Source organism: Pseudomonas sp. R19M, assembly GCF_050312585.1.
Taxonomy (GTDB): Bacteria; Pseudomonadota; Gammaproteobacteria; order Pseudomonadales; family Pseudomonadaceae; genus Aquipseudomonas; species Aquipseudomonas palleroniana.
Window position 1 is genome coordinate 173,627 of the sequence record NZ_JBNPJV010000093.1, and the last position, 18,461, is coordinate 192,087.

16 protein-coding genes are annotated in these 18,461 nt (G+C 60.6%); 8 read left to right on the forward strand and 8 right to left on the reverse strand.

Features of this window, described 5'->3' with window-relative positions; all coding sequences use genetic code 11:
* Positions 1-6: 6 nt before the first annotated feature.
* Positions 7-2,298: a fatty acid cis/trans isomerase gene (locus ACQRBT_RS24315; RefSeq protein ID WP_412046811.1), complete on the reverse strand. Its 2,292-nt coding sequence runs from the start codon at positions 2,296-2,298 to the stop codon at positions 7-9.
* A 166-nt stretch (positions 2,299-2,464) separates the two neighbouring features.
* Between ACQRBT_RS24315 and metH the strand changes: the two genes are divergently transcribed.
* The gene (metH, locus tag ACQRBT_RS24320; protein ID WP_412046810.1) at positions 2,465-6,175 is read left to right on the forward strand and encodes a methionine synthase; all 3,711 of its coding nucleotides are present in this window, start codon (positions 2,465-2,467) and stop codon (positions 6,173-6,175) included.
* Between the two features lie 225 nt (positions 6,176-6,400).
* Positions 6,401-6,619, forward strand: a complete 219-nt coding sequence (locus tag ACQRBT_RS24325; protein WP_060757125.1) for a DUF2970 domain-containing protein — start codon at positions 6,401-6,403, stop codon at positions 6,617-6,619.
* Here ACQRBT_RS24325 and ACQRBT_RS24330 read toward each other — a convergent pair.
* The gene (locus ACQRBT_RS24330; protein WP_412046809.1) at positions 6,616-7,677 is read right to left on the reverse strand and encodes an ABC transporter substrate-binding protein; all 1,062 of its coding nucleotides are present in this window, start codon (positions 7,675-7,677) and stop codon (positions 6,616-6,618) included. The genes ACQRBT_RS24325 and ACQRBT_RS24330 overlap by 4 nt on opposite strands.
* A gap of 423 nt (positions 7,678-8,100) precedes the next feature.
* Here ACQRBT_RS24330 and ACQRBT_RS24335 point away from each other — a divergent pair, with 423 nt between their 5' ends.
* Both ACQRBT_RS24335 and ACQRBT_RS24340 read left to right on the forward strand, forming a co-directional pair.
* Positions 8,101-9,759 carry a nitrite/sulfite reductase gene (locus ACQRBT_RS24335; RefSeq protein WP_060757127.1) on the forward strand — a complete coding sequence of 553 codons (1,659 nt, stop codon included), beginning with the start codon at positions 8,101-8,103 and terminating at the stop codon, positions 9,757-9,759.
* Positions 9,743-10,237: a DUF934 domain-containing protein gene (locus ACQRBT_RS24340; RefSeq protein WP_060757128.1), complete on the forward strand. Its 495-nt coding sequence runs from the start codon at positions 9,743-9,745 to the stop codon at positions 10,235-10,237. The genes ACQRBT_RS24335 and ACQRBT_RS24340 overlap by 17 nt, the downstream gene beginning before the upstream one ends.
* An 80-nt stretch (positions 10,238-10,317) precedes the next feature.
* Here the strand turns inward: ACQRBT_RS24340 and ACQRBT_RS24345 are convergent, their stop codons facing one another.
* Positions 10,318-11,028 carry a type III secretion effector protein gene (locus ACQRBT_RS24345; protein ID WP_412046808.1) on the reverse strand — a complete coding sequence of 237 codons (711 nt, stop codon included), beginning with the start codon at positions 11,026-11,028 and terminating at the stop codon, positions 10,318-10,320.
* Positions 11,029-11,512: 484 nt separating this feature from the next.
* On the opposite strand from ACQRBT_RS24345, the gene poxB reads away from it, so the two are divergent.
* Positions 11,513-13,237, forward strand: a complete 1,725-nt coding sequence (gene poxB / locus ACQRBT_RS24350; RefSeq protein ID WP_412046807.1) for a ubiquinone-dependent pyruvate dehydrogenase — start codon at positions 11,513-11,515, stop codon at positions 13,235-13,237.
* Positions 13,238-13,240: 3 nt separating this feature from the next.
* Here the strand turns inward: poxB and ACQRBT_RS24355 are convergent, their stop codons facing one another.
* The gene (locus ACQRBT_RS24355; RefSeq protein WP_412046806.1) at positions 13,241-14,095 is read right to left on the reverse strand and encodes a LysR family transcriptional regulator; all 855 of its coding nucleotides are present in this window, start codon (positions 14,093-14,095) and stop codon (positions 13,241-13,243) included.
* A gap of 94 nt (positions 14,096-14,189) precedes the next feature.
* Between ACQRBT_RS24355 and ACQRBT_RS24360 the strand changes: the two genes are divergently transcribed.
* Positions 14,190-14,819 (forward strand): FMN-dependent NADH-azoreductase, encoded by a 630-nt coding sequence (locus ACQRBT_RS24360; RefSeq protein WP_060757131.1) that lies wholly within the window; start codon positions 14,190-14,192, stop codon positions 14,817-14,819.
* 42 nt (positions 14,820-14,861) lie between these two features.
* On the opposite strand, the gene ACQRBT_RS24365 is transcribed toward ACQRBT_RS24360, so the two are convergent.
* Complete coding sequence (locus ACQRBT_RS24365; protein ID WP_161549485.1) at positions 14,862-15,419, reverse strand: NADPH-dependent FMN reductase; 558 nt, start codon at positions 15,417-15,419, stop codon at positions 14,862-14,864.
* Positions 15,420-15,655: 236 nt separating this feature from the next.
* On the opposite strand from ACQRBT_RS24365, the gene ACQRBT_RS24370 reads away from it, so the two are divergent.
* Entirely contained in the window at positions 15,656-15,892 is a 237-nt protein-coding gene (locus ACQRBT_RS24370; RefSeq protein ID WP_017136925.1) for a hypothetical protein, read from the forward strand.
* Between the two features lie 60 nt (positions 15,893-15,952).
* Here ACQRBT_RS24370 and ACQRBT_RS24375 read toward each other — a convergent pair whose 3' ends face one another.
* Together ACQRBT_RS24375 and gspG are read right to left on the reverse strand one after the other, a co-directional pair.
* A complete protein-coding gene (locus ACQRBT_RS24375) occupies positions 15,953-16,297 on the reverse strand; it encodes a hypothetical protein (RefSeq protein ID WP_104996118.1) in 345 nt (114 codons plus the stop codon).
* Between the two features lie 103 nt (positions 16,298-16,400).
* A complete protein-coding gene (gspG, locus tag ACQRBT_RS24380; RefSeq protein WP_412046805.1) occupies positions 16,401-16,850 on the reverse strand; it encodes a type II secretion system major pseudopilin GspG in 450 nt (149 codons plus the stop codon).
* A gap of 146 nt (positions 16,851-16,996) precedes the next feature.
* Between gspG and ACQRBT_RS24385 the strand changes: the two genes are divergently transcribed.
* A complete protein-coding gene (locus tag ACQRBT_RS24385; RefSeq protein ID WP_412046804.1) occupies positions 16,997-17,890 on the forward strand; it encodes a LysR substrate-binding domain-containing protein in 894 nt (297 codons plus the stop codon).
* Here the strand turns inward: ACQRBT_RS24385 and ACQRBT_RS24390 are convergent.
* Positions 17,887-18,456, reverse strand: coding sequence for a GNAT family N-acetyltransferase (locus ACQRBT_RS24390; RefSeq protein ID WP_060757208.1), 570 nt, complete (start codon positions 18,454-18,456; stop codon positions 17,887-17,889). The genes ACQRBT_RS24385 and ACQRBT_RS24390 overlap by 4 nt on opposite strands.
* Positions 18,457-18,461: the final 5 nt, after the last annotated feature.

Consider the following 18,461-nt stretch of genomic DNA (forward strand, 5'->3'; position numbering starts at 1 on the left):
GAGGACTCAGAGGTTTTCATAGCGGTTCATGTCCAATACACCCTCTTCCACCGGTGTGGTTTCGTGGATGTACCGCGACAGATCGTGAAAGTACTGCCAAAACAGCGGATGACTGCGACGAATACCCCATCGATCAACGATCTGCTCAAAACCCTTGGCATCCTTGGCGTTCTCCATGGCCGCCACAAACTCAGGCACTTGCTGCGCCGGGATGTTGAAGATGAAGTTCGGATAGCTGGTCAGTACACCAGGATAAATAGTCAGCGTATCCAGCCCGGGCTGGTAGCGATAGGCCTCACCCAACAGGAACGCCACGTTACTGTGCGCGCGATTGCGCAGCATGCTGTAGACCTCGCGCTTGCCGCTGGCGGTCTCAATGCGCAGCAGGGTCGCTTCAGGCAATTGGTCGATGACCTTGAGCCCGGCCGCCGGGCGTTTGGTCAGGCGGCTGAGCGCCTGTTCGGCGTCCTGCAAGGCCGGCTCGATACCGTCACGCGAGCAAAACGCGCCGGTGCAGCGGTTGATCGGGTCCGGGCTGACGTTGAGGTCGCCGTAGCGGGCCAGCAACTGGTTGGCGAAGTCGCGTTTCGGGTCTTGCGCGTTGAGGTGCAGGCCGCTCGGCTTGTCGTCGTCAATCGCCTCATAGTCGAGCCACATCTTCAGTTTCCCGCTGTTCTGGTACCAGTCATCGAGAAAACCGTCGCGGCTGTCAGCCGGCATCAAGCGCAGGAAGTTCTGCTCGGCGCCGTTGCGGATCAAGTCGAAATACAAGCGCGTCTGGGCCTGGTGCGACACGTTGCCGAACACGTCGAAATTTACCGCCAGTTGGTAATAGGTGCGCTCCAGCAGCGGATAGTCGAACAACCACATCGTTTGCGGGACTTCGCCGATCAGGCCTTTGGTGACCGAGGCGCTGTCAAAGTGACGGAAGATCGTCAGCAACGCATTGTCGTTGCCGGCCCACAGGGTCGACCAACTGGGCGGCGCCACGTCTGCATAGCTGTCGCGGCGCAAGACTTCGTATTGGTTGCGCTTGTCGCGATAGGCCAACCACAGGCCGAGCACACTGCCCACGTCATCGTTCTGCCCCGGCATCGCCAGCAACGGCGTGGCCTGGCCGCGATAACGGGCATCGGTGATGTACAGGTCGTGATCCGGGTCCTGGAACAGGGTCCAGAAGTTATCGCGGATCACATCCGTGGCGATCTGCCCACGGCAGACCGGCCCACGAATGAACGTGCGCACAAAATATTCGGCGTTATCCAGCATGAACTGGTAACGCGCCTTGGCCGGGATCGCCTCGAACGTCTCGAACGGGTTGGCGCGACGCCCCGGGCCGTAGCCCGGCAAGGCATTCACTTGCCAGTTGCCGGCGTAGAACAGCGCCTTGATGCGGGCCATCTTCTCGGCGCTGAACGGGTAAGTGATGTGGGTTTTATGCACAATCACCCCCTGCACCGGCCACAGGCGGTAGTACACCTGGGTACCGGGGTCGTCGTTGGGGCGGCGCGTGGCGATCAGGTCGATGGGTTGGCCGCTGGGTGTGCGTGAACGGACCCATTGAAAGTAATGCCCAGGCTCGCCGTTCTCGAAATAGATATGCGCCAGGAACAAGTGCTCGTACAACCAGCGCGCCACCAGGCTCTCGCGGGCGCCGGGCTGGTTGAACAGGTTCTCCCATTGCTGCACCTGCAAGGCTTCACGGGCACTTGGCGCCAGGCCCTGCTCATCGATCGGCGCACCGGAGGCGAGCCAGCGTTGCAGGGTCTGGTACTGCTGATCGGTGAGGCCGGTGACCGCCAGGGGCATGCCTTCCTTGGGATGCGCACCGGCGTAGGCGTTGAACTCGCCGGGCATTGCGCACATGTTGTCGCGGTTGAGGCCCAGCACGATGTCTTCAGGCAATTTGGCATTGGGTTGCAGCGGCGCGTTGTGGCCCAGTTCCAACATGCGCGCCATCAGCGCGGCCTGGCTGCCCTGGGCGTCCAGCACCGAATAGAAACCCTTTTGCTGCCACGCCTGCTTGCCGAACGCGTCATAGAACAAACGGGTGGTTGGCGTCGCCTGGCTGCGCTCGCCATCGTAAACCGGCGACTTGCTCGCACCGCGCGCCGCGCCCTCGGCACTGCCCAGGTTGAGTTGGCAGGCGGAGTCGTAGCAGGCGTGGCAGGCCACGCACTTCTCGGTAAAGATCGGCTGAATATCGCGGGTATAGGAGATCGCCGAAGCGGGACCTTGTGCCTGGGCATAGCCGGCGACCAACGCCAGGACGGCGCTGGTAATAAAACGAAATGGCATGTGCCCGGTCCCGAATCGAAGCGTACGCTGAAAAATTGCCGGTGATTCTACAGGGCCATCGCCCCTTCCAACATGAACGATATTCATGCAAAGCCCGGACATGCTCCAAATCGGCACAGGTTTGCTATGATTCATGCCCCCCGTAATGCCTGACCAGAGTAGTCCCATGTCCGATCGTAGCGCTCGTCTGCAAGCCCTTCACCAAGCCCTCAAGGAACGTATCCTGATCCTCGACGGCGGCATGGGCACGATGATCCAGAGCTATAAGCTCGAGGAGCATGACTACCGTGGCAAACGCTTCGCCGACTGGCCAAGCGACGTCAAGGGCAACAACGACCTGCTGGTGATTACCCGCCCCGACGTGATCGGCGGGATCGAGAAGGCTTATCTGGATGCCGGGGCCGACATCCTCGAGACCAACACCTTCAACGCCACGCGCATTTCCATGGCCGATTACGGCATGGAAGAACTGGCCTACGAGCTAAACGTAGAAGGTGCGCGCCTGGCGCGCAAGGTGGCCGACGCCAAGACCCTGGAGAACCCGGCCAAGCCGCGCTTTGTCGCCGGCGTGCTCGGCCCGACCAGCCGCACCTGCTCGCTGTCCCCCGACGTGAACAACCCCGGCTACCGCAACGTGACCTTCGACGAGCTGGTGGAAAACTACACCGAAGCCACTAAAGGGCTGATCGAAGGCGGCGCCGACCTGATCCTGATCGAAACCATCTTCGACACCCTCAACGCCAAGGCCGCGATCTTCGCCGTGCAAGGCGTATTCGAGGAACTGGGCGTGGAACTGCCGATCATGATTTCCGGCACGATCACCGACGCCTCCGGCCGTACCCTGTCGGGCCAGACCACCGAAGCGTTCTGGAACTCCGTGGCCCACGCCAAGCCGATTTCGGTGGGCTTGAACTGCGCCCTGGGCGCCAGCGAGTTGCGCCCGTACCTGGAAGAGTTGTCCAACAAGGCCAACACCCACGTCTCGGCCCACCCCAACGCCGGCCTGCCCAACGAGTTCGGCGAGTATGACGAGCTGCCCTCGGAAACCGCCAAGGTCATCGAAGAGTTCGCCCAGAGCGGCTTCCTCAACATCGTCGGCGGTTGCTGCGGCACCACCCCAGGCCACATCGAGGCGATTGCCAAGGCCGTGGCCGGCTACGCGCCACGCGTGATCCCGGACATTCCGAAGGCCTGCCGCCTGTCGGGCCTGGAGCCCTTCACCATTGATCGCAGCTCGTTGTTCGTCAACGTCGGCGAACGCACCAACATCACAGGTTCGGCCAAGTTTGCCCGGCTGATCCGTGAGGACAACTACACCGAAGCCCTCGAAGTCGCCCTGCAGCAGGTGGAAGCCGGCGCCCAGGTGATCGACATCAACATGGACGAAGGGATGCTCGATTCGAAGAAGGCCATGGTGACCTTCCTCAATCTGATCGCTGGCGAACCGGACATCTCCCGCGTGCCGATCATGATCGACTCCTCCAAGTGGGACGTGATCGAAGCGGGCCTCAAGTGCATCCAGGGCAAGGGCATCGTCAACTCCATCAGCATGAAAGAAGGCGTGGAGCAGTTCATTCATCACGCCAAGCTGTGCAAGCGCTATGGCGCTGCCGTGGTAGTGATGGCGTTCGACGAGGCCGGCCAGGCCGACACCGAAGCGCGCAAGAAAGAAATCTGCAAACGCTCCTACGACATCCTGGTGAATGAGGTCGGCTTCCCACCGGAAGACATCATCTTCGACCCGAACATCTTCGCGGTCGCCACCGGTATCGAAGAGCACAACAACTATGCCGTCGACTTCATCAACGCCTGCGCCTATATCCGCGACGAGCTGCCGTATGCACTGAGCTCCGGCGGTGTGTCCAACGTGTCGTTCTCGTTCCGCGGCAACAACCCGGTGCGCGAGGCAATCCATTCGGTGTTCCTGCTGTATGCGATCCGCAATGGCCTGACCATGGGTATCGTCAACGCCGGCCAGTTGGAAATCTACGACCAGATCCCGACAGAGCTGCGTGATGCGGTGGAAGACGTGGTGCTCAACCGCACCCCGGACGGCACCGACGCCCTGCTCGCCATTGCCGACAAGTACAAGGGCGACGGCAGCGTCAAGGAAGCCGAGACCGAGGAGTGGCGTGGTTGGGAGGTCAACAAGCGCCTGGAGCACGCGCTGGTCAAGGGCATCACCACGCATATCGTTGAAGACACCGAGGAATCCCGGTTGTCGTTCGCACGCCCGATCGAAGTGATCGAAGGCCCGCTGATGTCCGGTATGAACATTGTTGGCGACCTGTTCGGCGCCGGCAAAATGTTCCTGCCCCAGGTGGTGAAATCCGCCCGGGTGATGAAGCAGGCCGTGGCCCACTTGATCCCGTTCATCGAGCTGGAAAAAGGCGACAAGCCGCAAGCCAAGGGCAAGATCCTGATGGCCACGGTCAAAGGCGACGTGCACGACATCGGCAAGAACATTGTCGGCGTGGTGCTGGGCTGCAACGGCTATGACATCGTCGACCTGGGCGTGATGGTGCCGGCGGAGAAAATCCTGCAGGTGGCCAAGGAGCAGCAGTGCGACATTATCGGTCTGTCCGGCCTGATCACCCCGTCGCTGGATGAGATGGTGCATGTGGCGCGTGAGATGCAGCGCCAGGATTTCCACCTGCCGCTGATGATCGGTGGCGCGACCACGTCCAAGGCGCACACGGCGGTGAAGATCGAGCCCAAATACAGCAACGATGCGGTGGTGTATGTCACCGACGCCTCGCGTGCGGTGGGTGTGGCCACGCAATTGCTGTCCGAGGAACTCAAGGCCGGTTTTGTCGAACGCACCCGCGAGGAGTACGTGGAAGTCCGCGAGCGCACCTCCAACCGTAGCGCCCGCACCGAGCGCCTGAGCTACGCGGCGGCCATCGCCAAGAAGCCGCAGTTCGACTGGGCCGGCTACACCCCGGTCAAGCCGACGTTTACCGGTGCCAAGGTGCTGGACAATATCGACCTGAATGTCCTGGCCGAGTACATCGATTGGACGCCCTTCTTCATTTCCTGGGACCTGGCCGGCAAATTCCCGCGCATCCTCGCCGATGAAGTCGTGGGCGAAGCCGCCACCGCGCTGTATGCCGATGCCCAGGAAATGCTCAAGAAGCTGATCGACGGAAAACTCATCAGCGCCCGCGCGGTGTTCGGCTTCTGGCCGGCCAACCAGGTGCAGGACGATGACCTGGAGGTCTACGGCGATGACGGCAAGCCTCTGGCAACCCTGCACCACCTGCGCCAGCAGATCATCAAGACCGACGGCAAGCCGAACTTCTCCCTGGCCGACTTCGTCGCCCCCAAGGACAGCGGCGTGACCGACTACGTGGGCGGGTTCATTACCACCGCCGGCATTGGCGCCGAAGACGTGGCCAAGGCCTACCAGGATGCGGGTGACGACTATAACTCGATCATGGTCAAGGCCCTGGCCGACCGCCTGGCCGAAGCCTGTGCCGAGTGGTTGCACCAGCAGGTGCGTAAAGACTACTGGGGTTATGCCAAGGATGAAGCGCTGGACAACGAGGCATTGATCAAGGAGCAGTACAGCGGCATCCGCCCTGCCCCCGGCTACCCGGCGTGCCCGGACCACACCGAGAAAGGCACCCTGTTCCAGTTGCTGGACCCCGAAGCCCATGAACTGCACGCCGGCCGCAGTGGAGTGTTCCTCACCGAGCACTACGCGATGTTCCCGGCGGCGGCGGTCAGCGGCTGGTACTTCGCCCACCCGCAGGCGCAGTACTTTGCCGTGGGCAAGGTGGATAAAGACCAGATTGCAAGCTACACCGCGCGTAAAGGCCAGGACCTGGCCGTGACCGAACGCTGGCTGGCACCGAACCTCGGCTACGACAACTGACCCTGTAGTGAGCGGGCTTGCCCCGCGCTGGGCGGCTTCGCCGCCCCAACAACGACGCCATGGTGTTTCTGAAGGACCGCGGCGACTGTGGGAGGGGGCTTGCTCCCTCCCACAAGTTATTCATCGTCCGTTCTATCGCTTAACTGACTGGCATTAGGACAAGCCCGCTCACTACGACCCGCCAGCGGCTATGCTATCTCTCACACACCTTGTGTCGAGGGATGTATGGACGATCCAGTCAACAACAAGCCTCCTACCTTCTGGCAGATGCTTCACAGCGTCGTGGCTGCCGCCTTCGGCGTACAGAGCGGCAAGAACCGCGCCCGGGACTTTACCCACGGCAAGCCCAGCCACTTTGTAGCGCTGGGCATTCTGTTTACCGTGGTGTTTGCCTTGACCTTGTTCGGTATCGTCAAGCTCGTGCTGCACCTGGCCGGCGTCTAGCGCAACAGCAGTTGCAGGCTGAAGGGGTAACGGTAGGAAGCCGGCTTGTCGACGGCGGACAGTGCACGGAAATCCACCTTTGCCATAGGCTCGAGCAAACGTCGGGCCTGGGCGGTATCGATCAGTTGGAATAGCGCTTCCTGGCGGTCGCGCCCGCCATGGGCACTGATGTCGACGCCCTTGGCATCATCATTGATCAACACCATCGCCCAACCGCCCAGGGTAAAATGCCCGGCCACCAAGGTTGTCAGCCGCCCATCCAGGCGCGCGTTCAAGACCTCCGGCGAGCTGTTGAGCGCACTGAACAGCACGTCCTTACCGGGTACGCGGCCGCTGTCTTGCAGGGCCTGCATCGCGCCCAGCGCCATCTCGTCATTGGCCGACCACACCAGCGTCGTCCGCGGGTAGCGCTTGAATAGCAGCGTGGCCTGCTCATAGGCGCGCTGGCGGTTCCACTCGCCATAGACCAGCTGGCGCAGGCGCACCTGCGGGTGTTCGGCCAGAGCGCGACGCAGGCCCTGCTCACGCAGCAAGGCCGCCGGGGTGGTCTTGACGCCGGAGAATGCCAACAGCTCTATGGTCTCGCCAGGCGCCGCCGGGCCGTGAGCACGCAGCAGGTCGTTGAGCATCAGGTAACCGGCCTGCTCGTCGTTGGACACCATACTGCCGAGCCAATTGACGCCGCTGCCGAGCATTTGCGCCTGATCAGCCGTCAGCGCGTTATTCACGAGCAATAACTTGACCCCACTGCCTTGGGCCATGCGCAGAATTTGCGGGGCGACGTACTGTTCGTTGACCAGCACCAGGTAATCGGGGCGCTCAGCGCCTTGCAGCGCTTCCCGGGCCTGGGCCAGGGTGTTGCGAGTGTCGCGCTCGGAATAACGCACGCGCAAATCCAGGCCGAGGTCCTTGGCCGCGGCCTGCATGAATTGCGCATAACTGACCCAGAAGGTTTCCGTCGACAGGCCGGGATTGAGAAACACCACCGAAGCGGCCTGGGCCATCGTCCCGTACGCCGCCCCCAGCAACCACACACACGTAATCAGAACCTTCAACATGGTTGTCCGAGCCTTGAGCATTGACCGCCATGATAGTGGCATTGCGACAGTCAATCGAGGCTCAGCGACAGCCTTTTTACTGGTGGCTCACCCAGAATACTGCGGTGCCCACCACCAGAACGATCAAAAACAAAATCGCCCAGGCATCAACGGTACTGTCAGGTTTACGGGCCTTTGTAGAATTGCTCATCGCATCGCCTCTTGTCGGTTTTATAGGTGACTGCACTAAGACTCGACCACAGTAAAGTTCATGATTGCCCGTATGACAAATGTGGGTATCGCGATAACCGTTCTCATTAGTCAATTTGGTTATTTACATATACTCAAACATCACTTTTGCGCATAAACGCAAACTGGTATCGTGCGCCGGCTCCGTTGGGAGTGCGCGGCCGTGCGCGCAGATTTGCCGAGAACAGGACCTATATGTACGTATACGACGAATACGATCAGCGCATCATCGAGGACCGCGTCAAGCAGTTCCGTGATCAGACCCGACGCTATCTGGCAGGTGAACTGAGCGAAGAAGAGTTCCGCCCTCTGCGCCTGCAAAATGGCCTTTATGTTCAGCGCTTTGCGCCGATGCTGCGGGTGGCCGTGCCCTATGGCCAGCTGACTTCGCGCCAGGTTCGCATGATGGCCAAGATTGCCCGCGACTACGACAAGGGCTATGCCCACATCAGTACGCGCCAGAACGTACAGTTCAACTGGCCGGCGCTGGAAGATGTGCCGGACATCCTGGCTGAACTGGCCACCGTGCAGATGCACGCCATTCAGACCAGCGGTAACTGCCTGCGTAACGTCACCACCGACCAATTTGCCGGTGTAGCGGCCGACGAACTGATCGACCCGCGCCCCTGGTGTGAAATCGTCCGCCAATGGACCACCTTCCACCCCGAATTCGCCTACCTGCCGCGCAAGTTCAAGATCGCCATCAATGGCTCGACCTCGGACCGCGCAGCGATCGAAGTGCACGACATCGGCCTGGAGCCGGTGTACAACGCAGCCGGCGAGCTGGGCTTCCGTGTGCTGGTAGGTGGCGGCCTGGGCCGTACCCCGGTGGTCGGTGCGTTCATCAACGAGTTCCTGCCGTGGCAGGACCTGTTGAGCTACCTCGACGCCATCCTGCGGGTCTACAACCGCTACGGCCGTCGTGACAACAAATACAAGGCCCGGATCAAGATCCTGGTCAAGGCGCTGACCCCTGAGGTATTTGCCCAGAAAGTCGACGCCGAAATGGAACACCTGCGCGGCGGCCAGACCACCCTGACCGAAGCCGAAGTCCACCGCGTGGCCAAGCACTTCGTTGACCCCGAGTACAAGGCCCTGGCCAACCAGGACGCTGAATTCGCCGCCCTCGACCAGCAACACCCTGGCTTCGCCCGCTGGCGTGCCCGCAACACCCTGGCGCACAAGCAGCCGGGCTATGTGGCGGTGACCCTGTCGCTGAAACCGACCGGCGTTGCGCCGGGTGATATCACCGACAAGCAACTGGACGCCGTCGCCGATCTGGCCGACCGCTACAGCTTCGGCCAACTGCGCACCTCCCACGAGCAGAACATCATCCTCGCCGACGTTGAGCAGAGCCAACTGTTCACGCTGTGGGGCGAGCTGCGCGAAAGCGGTTTCGCCACGCCGAATATCGGCCTGCTGACCGACATCATCTGCTGCCCGGGTGGCGATTTCTGCTCCCTGGCCAACGCCAAGTCGATCCCGATTGCCGAATCGATCCAACGCCGTTTCGACGACCTGGATTACCTGTTCGACATCGGCGAGCTGGACCTGAACATCTCCGGCTGCATGAACGCCTGTGGTCACCACCACGTCGGTCACATCGGCATCCTGGGCGTGGACAAGAAAGGCGAAGAATTCTATCAAGTGTCCCTGGGCGGCAGCGCCAGCCGTGATGCGAGCCTGGGCAAGATCCTCGGCCCGTCCTTCGCCCAGGAAGCCATGCCCGAGGTGATCGGCAAACTGATCGATGTGTACATCGAACAGCGTACCGAAGATGAGCGTTTCATCGATACCTACCAGCGCATCGGCATCGACCTGTTCAAGGAGCGCGTCTATGCAGCGAATCATTAAGAACAACCAAGTCGTCGACGAAACCTGGCACCTGCTGCCCAAGGACGCGAGCTTCGACGGCATCTCCAACTGCGACGACCTGATCGTGCCGTTGGCCCTGTGGCGCGAACACGGCCACGCCCTCAAGGCCCGCGACGGTGGACTGGGCGTGTGGCTGGACGCCGATGAAGAAGCCGAAGAGATCGGTGAAGACCTGCAGCACTTCCAGGTCATCGCCCTGAACTTCCCGGCCTTCACCGACGGTCGTAACTACTCCAACGCCCGTCTGCTGCGTGACCGTTACGGTTACAAAGGCGAACTGCGTGCGATTGGCGATGTACTGCGCGACCAACTGTTCTACCTGCACCGTTGCGGGTTCGATGCCTTCGCCTTGCGCGCCGACAAAGACCCGTACGAAGCGCTGGAAAGCCTCAAGGATTTCTCGGTGACTTACCAGGCTGCAACCGATGAACCGCTGCCGCTGTTTCGTCGACGTTAAGCCTGAATGAAAAAATGGGCACCCGACCCCGTCGGCGTGCCCATTTTTTTCACCTGGCTTTTCTTGCTTTAACCCAGGCGCTATTCAGCATCCGCTTCCGCATTCTTGGTTAGCCGCTTGAGCATTCGGTTCATATGGATCAACCGCTGCTCGATGACCTCCAGGCGAGACTGCTCAGTCGGTGTTTCGGATGAAGTGGGCGCGACATACGGCTCATAAATAAGCCCGTATCTTTTCCCGATGTCTTTCATCTGCGCCTCAACAACATCCATGGTTTTTTCCAGATTGGCCAAACGCCCGCCCGTGTCGGTGGGCGCGTCAGGGCCTTTGCCCACTGCCGGGGCGTCTGGACCTTCGTTGATGGACAGGATTGAATTGACCATCAACTCCAGTTTTATTTCATTGTTCTCCAGGCGCGCCTCAATTTTTTGCTGTTCCGTAGCGCCTGGGTCTACGGTCGTCTTGACGCCGCTTGCGTTGACCTGTTCGGCGCCTGGCATTTTGGCTTGCGCTTCAATCCTGGCGATAATGGTTTTAGACGCAAAATGCTCCCCCACCGTGAATGGGATATTGATCAGACCGCCTACGGCCGCATTCACGAAGGCGCTGCGCGCGCTGGCGGCAACTTGCTTGGGGAGTGGTGGGAACGCGTTGTTTTTGTTCAACCCGACAATTTTCTGGGAGTCACCCAGAGAGGCCTGGGTACCTTTCAGCTTGGTTATCGGCTTGGGCAGCGGCGTCGGCACAGGTGGCAATGGAGGCACAATCGGCTTGGCTGGTTTAGATGACACAGGTGGCTTGCCCGAGTCTGCCTCCACGTGCGGCCTGGGTCGCCTTGAACGCTTCAAACTACGCCTGTTTCGGGTATGGATCTCTTCCTCGCTCGCCATAGGGTATTGAGTAGAGCGCTCCATATGGCGAGTTGAATCCCGCGTTACATTCGAAACACTTGGAACCCGCACGTCAGGCAACGCCGGGGCAGAAGTGCCTGTTGTTTGCGGGTGAACCATTGGAACCGGTGACGAAATAGCAGACTGACTGGATAACCGCATAGCTAGACCTCTGACATGTTTAGGAGAGGGCTCCCTGCCGCTTCATCTCCTCAGTGGCCATGCACAAAACCAGAGTTCCATGACTACACGTTATGTCATCAAGTGCCTGAGTTTTTGCAGGACAGATGACACAAGCTTCATGCAGCGGGGTGAACATACGCCCTGATTGAACTGTCCTCTTCTGATCAGACGCTTTTCATCTCACTGACGATTGGAGTGCTTCATGGCGAAAATCAACCTGGCCCAGCAATTGGCGACCACACTCGAGCAAGCGGGCATCAAGCGTATCTGGGGCCTGACTGGCGACAGCCTCAACGGCCTGACTGACGCTCTGCGCAGCATGGACAGCATCGAATGGATGCATGTACGCCACGAAGAGGTCGCGGCGTTCGCCGCCGGAGCCGAGGCCGCCGTCACCGGCGAGCTGACGGTATGCGCCGGCAGTTGCGGGCCGGGTAACCTGCATCTGATCAATGGCCTGTTCGACTGCCATCGTAATCACGTGCCGGTACTGGCTATCGCTGCGCAAATCCCCTCTTCGGAGATCGGCCTCAATTACTTTCAGGAAACCCATCCCCAGGAACTGTTCAAGGAGTGCAGCCATTTCATCGAACTGGTGAGCAACCCCGCGCAGATGCCCGAGGTGCTGCACCGTGCCATGCGCTCGGCAATTCTCAACCGGGGCGTGGCCGTGGTGGTGATTCCGGGGGATGTGTCGCTGCTGGAAGTCGAAGACCGGCTCAAGCCCTGGCCGGCCCTGCATGCGCCGCGCACGCTACCGGCCGAACAGGACCTGCAGCGCCTCACCGACCTGCTCCAGGGCAGCCAGAAAGTGACCCTGCTATGCGGCAGCGGCTGTGCCGGTGCCCACGACCAGGTCGTTGCGCTGGCCGACGCCCTGGGCGCGCCGGTGGTGCATGCCCTTCGCGGCAAGGAGCATGTGGAATGGGATAACCCCTTCGACGTGGGCATGACCGGCTTGATCGGCTTCAGCTCGGGCTACCACGCCATGCTCAACTGCGACACGCTGGTCATGCTCGGCACCGACTTTCCCTACCGTCAGTTCTACCCGACCGACGCGACCATCATTCAGGTCGACCACAATGCCCAGGCCCTGGGCCGTCGTGTCGCGCTGGACCTGGGCATCGCCGCCGATGTCGGTGAAACCATCGATGCACTGCTGCCCCGCCTGACCCGCAAGACCGATCGCAGCTTTCTCGACACCTCGTTGAAGCATTACGAGAAAGCCCGCCAGGGGCTGGATGAGCTGGCACAGCCATCAAAAGCCAACCGCCCGATTCACCCGCAATACGTCGCACGCTTGCTCAGTGAACTGGCGGACGATGATGCAATCTTCACCGCCGATGTGGGCTCGCCGACCGTCTGGGCCGCCCGCTACCTGAAAATGAATGGCAAGCGCCGCCTGATCGGCTCGTTCAATCACGGCTCCATGGCCAACGCCATGCCCCAGGCCATCGGTGCCCAAGCGGCGTTTCCTGGGCGCCAGGTGATTTCGATGTCCGGCGACGGCGGGTTCACCATGCTGATGGGGGACTTCATCTCACTGGCACAACTGCAACTGCCGGTGAAAGTCATCGTGTTCAACAATGCGTCCCTGGGTTTTGTCGCCATGGAAATGAAAGCGGCGGGCTATCTCGATACCGGTACCGAGCTGAAAAATCCGGACTTCGCGGCCATGTCCAACGCCATGGGGATCCTGGGGATCCGCGTGGAGCAATCCGAAGACCTGGAACCGGCACTCCGCCGCGCGCTGGCCCATGACGGCCCGGTGCTGGTAGACGTTGTCACCGCTACCCAAGAGCTGGTGATGCCCCCGAGTATCAAGCTGGAACAGGCCAAGGGCTTCAGCCTGTACATGCTCAAGGCGGTCATGAGCGGGCGTGGCGATGAAGTGATTGAGCTGGCGCGCACCAACTGGTTGCGCTGACCTTCAACTGCGTGGAGCGGCGCCATAGCGGACCACCACCTGGGTGATCACCTCAACCAGGCGTGGGTCCGCATCCGGCGCACTGAACAGGCGAAACTGCGCATCGGGCAGCGCGGGTAAACCGTGCTCAGCACCGAGTACCGTCAAGCCCGCGCCTACCTGGCTGCGAACCATGGGCGCGATGGCAAAACCGGCCAGCGCCGCGGCGTGCAACCCGGCATAGCTGGTACACAGGACGGCGGTGCGCTGCGTGATATTGGCCTGCGCCAGGCGGGTCAGGGCCGCCTCTCGATACGGGCAGGGCTCGGGAAACAGCGCCAGTGGCAGGGGCGTCGGCAACACCGCACGCGGCTGCGCGCACCAGGCCCATACGAGCGGCTCCTGCCACAAGGCCAGGCCTGGCTCGCCGGACTCGCACAACGATCCCACCACCACGTCGAGCTCGCCCTGCTTCATCAGGGCCAATAACGTACCGGGAATGCCCACTTGCACGCTGATCTGCATGCCCGGGTACTCGGCGGCGGCGGCCTGCAATTCGCGCAGCAGTCGTGCTTCGGCGAACTCCTCGGAAACACCCAGGCGCAGGTGGCCTTCCCAGGTCGAGCGCGTCAGCTCGGCCCAGGCATCCCGGTTCAGCGCCAAAATACCCCGTGCATAAGCGATCAGCCGCGCGCCGTCCGGCGTCAGTTGCTGGGCGCGCGTGGTGCGGATCAGCAGAGACTTGCCGACCTGCTCTTCCAGGCGCCGCAGATGACCACTCACCGCCGACTGCGTGAGATGCAAGCGGGCCGCGGCGCGACTGAAGCCACCTTCATCCACCACAGCGACGAAGGTTTTGAGTAGCAGGATGTCGAACATATTTTAATTAATGATTAATGAGCACTGAAAACACGATTTATATTTCAATCATCACTATGTTGCAATGCCTGGGTCAACTGCCCCGAGGCCCATCATGACCACGCTCCTGCACATCGAATGTTCTCCACGTAAACAGCGCTCCGCGTCCCTGGATGTCGCCCGCCAATTTATCGCCCGCTATCAGCACAATGCTCCGGATACAGAAGTGATCACCCTGGATCTATGGGCCCTGGAGCTTCCGGAGTTCAATGGCGCGATCATGGACGCCAAGTACGCCGGTCTCAGCGGCACGCCCTTGACCGAGGAACAGGCCGGCGCCTGGGCTGCGCTGAAATCCCTGGCCGCCTATCTGCATCAGGCTGACGTGCTGGTGTTTTCGGTGCCACTGTGGAATTTCGCCGTGCCCTACAAGCTCAAGCACTTTATCGACGTGGTGTCACAGAAGGACGTGCTGTTCGAGTTCAGCCCCGAGCACGGCCTGCGAGGCTTGCTGCAGGACAAGACCGCCGTCAATGTGTATGCGCGCGGCATGGATTTTTCCGCACCGGGCGCCCAGGCCATGGATTTCCAGCGCCCGTACATGGACGCCTGGCTCGGCTTTATTGGAGTGACGAACGTGCATTCACTGTATGTGGAGAAGACGATCCTGGGGCCGGAAGTCGATCGGGCATCGCGCCTGAAAAGTACCGCACTGGCGCTGCTGCTGGCCGATCAACTGGCCTGAACCCTCAGTAAAACCCGGCCTTGTCGGCCGGGTTCGAGGGCATCAGCCGTTCTGTTTGGCAACCCACTTGCCGAAGGCATCGATAAACGCCTGCAGAAACGGCCGGGTCTTGTCCGAGAGTTTGCCCGCCTCGTCAAACACGCTGCCCGCACCACCCAGGTAGGCTTCCGGCTGCTGCATGCAGGGCACGTCGAGGAACACCAGGGACTGGCGCAGATGATGGTTGGCGCCAAACCCACCAATGGCACCCGGCGAAACGCTGATGATCGCCCCGGGCTTGCCACTCCAGGCGCTTTGCCCGTATGGGCGGGAACCGACGTCGATGGCATTCTTCAACGGCGCGGGCACGGAACGGTTGTATTCCGGGGTCACAAACAACACCGCGTCGGATGAACTGACCTGCTGACGGAAAGTACTGTAGGCTGCCGGCGGTGTAGCACCGTCGATATCCTCGTTATAGAGCGGCAAATCGCCAATTTCGACAATGTTCAACTTGAGGTTGGCAGGGGCCAGTTCAGCCAATGCCAGGGCGACCTTGCGGTTGATCGAGGCTTTTCTCAAGCTGCCCACCAGGACGGCAACCGTGTAGACCTTGCTCATTGATTTTTCCCGACGTCTGACTAAGGAGTGTGTAGTTATAGAGCCTTCGCGGCGTGATCACCAGCAGGTTGTGATAATCCTCCAGAGGTTTTCCGCAGCGCGCAATGTGCAGGAAGCGCGTAGGAAGTGTCTGAAAATTTCAACGAATAGTATTTTTTTCTTATAGGTAAACTACCCCGCTTCATGACGGTCTACAGAACCGAAATCGAGTGTTTATCTCCAGAGGTTCTAAACAGATGGCTGCAGTACTTGTCGGACAGTTCCATGCCAGAGACGCAGAAGGACGTGTGTATTCGGTGCATGAGTTCCAGGAATCCAACCCGGCGCAGGACAGCCAGGCTGGCTCGACGCCTACCACCACCTACAAGTTGGCCATTGGCGACCGCGTAGAAAAACTGGAAGGTGATGAATTCAAATTGATCCAGTCAGGCACGATCATCGTGCGCGAATCGCAAACCACCCTCGCCTCATAAGATCTCGCCTGGTCGACCTGCTCAGTCCTGGCCCTGGCTGCCACTGACTGGGCTGGCGGATCACCGGCTACGCATCTCAGTCACCTCGACCCCTGGCTCGCCGTCCATTTGCTTGAGCGTCACCATCAACTGCCCTCTCTCGCCCTCGACGACAAACATCGAACGCTTGTACCCCGATGTAGTGTTGGTGGGGTAAGCCACAACCTGCCTGACCAACGCCATTTCCAGCACGGCGCCGACGCGCTCGCTCACCTGTTCCTGGGAACGGATAAACGCTTCGAGCGCCAGGGTTTCAGGTGAATGTTCTTCTTGATTGTTCAAGAGATAAGCAGCCGCACACCCCAGGGTTGCCAGTACCAGGAGTTGCTTGGCCGTTACCCCGAAGATGTTCGTGGGTAGAGGCATTTGAGACCAGACCTGTTGTTGTTTTAAGTGCCGAGTCATCGGCATTGGTCGTTGATGATCAGATGCACCATTCTAATCAGGTCGCCAGGTTATGCCAGATGTATCAGAGGTCGCCGTAGGTAATATCCTTGTTATCCCCGACGCCGCCCAGCGTGCGGTCCTTGCCGAAGGAGAACAGATCGAAGGGAGTATTGGGCTGGCTCGACGGATAGTGATACTGGTAGGCAATACCCCAAGGATCCGTCAGCAACGCCTCGTCGACATAAGGGCCCTTCCAGCTGGCCTCTCCGGCGGGTTGCCGGATGAGCGCTTCAAGCCCCTCCTCATCGCCAGGATAGCGACCGGTATCTTGATGAAAGCGTTCGACGGCCTCACCGAGCTGGCTCACCTGGGCTTTGGCGCTGGCGATCTCGACCAGGGTCACATCACCAAACAACCGCGGCCCCAAGGCCACGGCCAACAGGCCGATGACCAGCACCACCGTCAATGCCGCCCAACGCGTATAACCGCGTTGGGTGTGCAACGGTCCAGCCACTGTGGTCAGTCCGCGCATGGGTACGCCTCCTTGATAAAATCAATACGCTCTTTATAGGGCCTGCTCGTTGCAGTTGCACGCATGATTACCCGATATGCCCTCGCAACATGCGCTCTTTTGCCCCGGCCATTGAAACACCGTCGCGCGCACCCTAGACTCCGGCGATGCGTTTACGTCATATCGAAGTGATTCAGGCCATCTTGCAAACCGGACACCTCGGCACTGCCGCCGAATGGTTGCAACTCCCCGTGGGCGATGTAGACGCCGTGCTCAAAGACGCCGAGCAGCAATTAGGTTTCATGCTGTTTGCCAGTGTGCGTGGGCGCTTGCAAGCCACGCGCGAGACCCTGGAACTGCAGGCCGAAATCGCCCACCTCTACGAGGCCCTGGAGCCGGTGCAACGCCTGGCCAGCCGGTTGAAACACCATCACGCGCCGACCCTGCGCGCCCTGTGCACCCCGCCCCTGGCCAACCAGTTGCTGCCGCAAAGCATCGCCATGCTACGCCGACGCTTCCAGGACACGCCGTGCAACCTGTCGAGCCTGCCGACCCGGGAAATTGTCAGGAGCCTGTTGTTGCACGAGGCCGATGTGGGCCTGAGCCTGCATGACCCGGAACATCCACAAATTCAAAGCACCGTATTGGCCCAAGGCAAATTGCAACTGCTCGCTCCCCATGGCTGGCTCAAACCCAGGCAGAAGTACATTGCCTTGCAGGACTTGGCGGGGCAGTCGATGATCGGTCTCGAAGGCCAGGACCCGCTCAGCCGCCTGCTGGACGCCAAGCTGCGTGCCCTGCGCCCGCTGCCGGTGGTGCAAACGCGCGTACAGACCTACCAGATGATGCGCAGCATGGTGGAGGCCGGGGAAGGCTTGGCGATTGTCGACCCGTTTACCGCATTCGGCGCACGGGAAGCAGGGTTGGACGCGTGCCTGCTGTCACCGCCGATCCAGGTCAGCCTGTATGCGCTGACCCTGAAGGACAGCGTGACGGCCCCTGCCCTGAATGCGTTGCTGGAGATTGTCACGCAGAAGGCAGAAGGCCTGTTGGCAGGCTAGGACGCTGCGGTTTCCGTCTTGAACAAGCGGTACCAGAAGATCGCCACTTCGCGGGTTTGCGGATCAATGCCCCGATAGCGCAGGTGGTCGACGCCCCCCATCACATAGCCACACCGCTCATACAAGCGGCAGGCCCCGAGGTTGTTGTTCTGGGTTTCCAGCATCATGCCCGGCAGGTTTTTCTTGCGGCTCCAGAACTGCGCCACGTCCAGCAGCGCCTTGGCCACACCATGGCGACGCGCAGACAGGACCACCGCCAACTCATCAACATGGGCAAAGCCATTCCAGTTGGTGCTCACCACAATATGCCCTACCGCCCGATCATCGAGGTAAGCCATGAAGACTGCGCTGTCGGCGGCGTTACGGAAACTGGCGAACTCTTCCGGGTCTATGCCATAGCACTTGCGGTACGGCAGGATCCGCTCCACAGGCCATTCGTCAACCCGCTTGCCCATCTGCGGCTGGCCGTAGCCGCTGACCTCAAAGCTGAAGTCATTGCCCCACACATAGGCATCGAAGCCCTCGTCGGCCACGCGGACACTGAGCCCCGGATACTTCACGTTCATCACTG

Bases quoted from the DNA above. Each gene is read 5' to 3' on its own strand.
- ACQRBT_RS24370 (WP_017136925.1), top strand. From the start codon at position 15,656: ATGGCTGCAGTACTTGTCGGACAGTTCCATGCCAGAGACGCAGAAGGA.
- ACQRBT_RS24355 (WP_412046806.1), bottom strand. From the start codon at position 14,095: ATGTTCGACATCCTGCTACTCAAAACCTTCGTCGCTGTGGTGGATGAA.
- ACQRBT_RS24335 (WP_060757127.1), top strand. From the start codon at position 8,101: ATGTACGTATACGACGAATACGATCAGCGCATCATCGAGGACCGCGTC.
- ACQRBT_RS24360 (WP_060757131.1), top strand. From the start codon at position 14,190: ATGACCACGCTCCTGCACATCGAATGTTCTCCACGTAAACAGCGCTCC.
- ACQRBT_RS24340 (WP_060757128.1), top strand. From the start codon at position 9,743: ATGCAGCGAATCATTAAGAACAACCAAGTCGTCGACGAAACCTGGCAC.
- metH (WP_412046810.1), top strand. From the start codon at position 2,465: ATGTCCGATCGTAGCGCTCGTCTGCAAGCCCTTCACCAAGCCCTCAAG.
- ACQRBT_RS24330 (WP_412046809.1), bottom strand. From the start codon at position 7,677: ATGTTGAAGGTTCTGATTACGTGTGTGTGGTTGCTGGGGGCGGCGTAC.
- ACQRBT_RS24325 (WP_060757125.1), top strand. From the start codon at position 6,401: ATGGACGATCCAGTCAACAACAAGCCTCCTACCTTCTGGCAGATGCTT.
- ACQRBT_RS24365 (WP_161549485.1), bottom strand. From the start codon at position 15,419: ATGAGCAAGGTCTACACGGTTGCCGTCCTGGTGGGCAGCTTGAGAAAA.
- ACQRBT_RS24390 (WP_060757208.1), bottom strand. From the start codon at position 18,456: ATGAACGTGAAGTATCCGGGGCTCAGTGTCCGCGTGGCCGACGAGGGC.
- ACQRBT_RS24385 (WP_412046804.1), top strand. From the start codon at position 16,997: ATGCGTTTACGTCATATCGAAGTGATTCAGGCCATCTTGCAAACCGGA.
- ACQRBT_RS24315 (WP_412046811.1), bottom strand. From the start codon at position 2,298: ATGCCATTTCGTTTTATTACCAGCGCCGTCCTGGCGTTGGTCGCCGGC.
- ACQRBT_RS24375 (WP_104996118.1), bottom strand. From the start codon at position 16,297: ATGCCTCTACCCACGAACATCTTCGGGGTAACGGCCAAGCAACTCCTG.
- poxB (WP_412046807.1), top strand. From the start codon at position 11,513: ATGGCGAAAATCAACCTGGCCCAGCAATTGGCGACCACACTCGAGCAA.
- gspG (WP_412046805.1), bottom strand. From the start codon at position 16,850: ATGCGCGGACTGACCACAGTGGCTGGACCGTTGCACACCCAACGCGGT.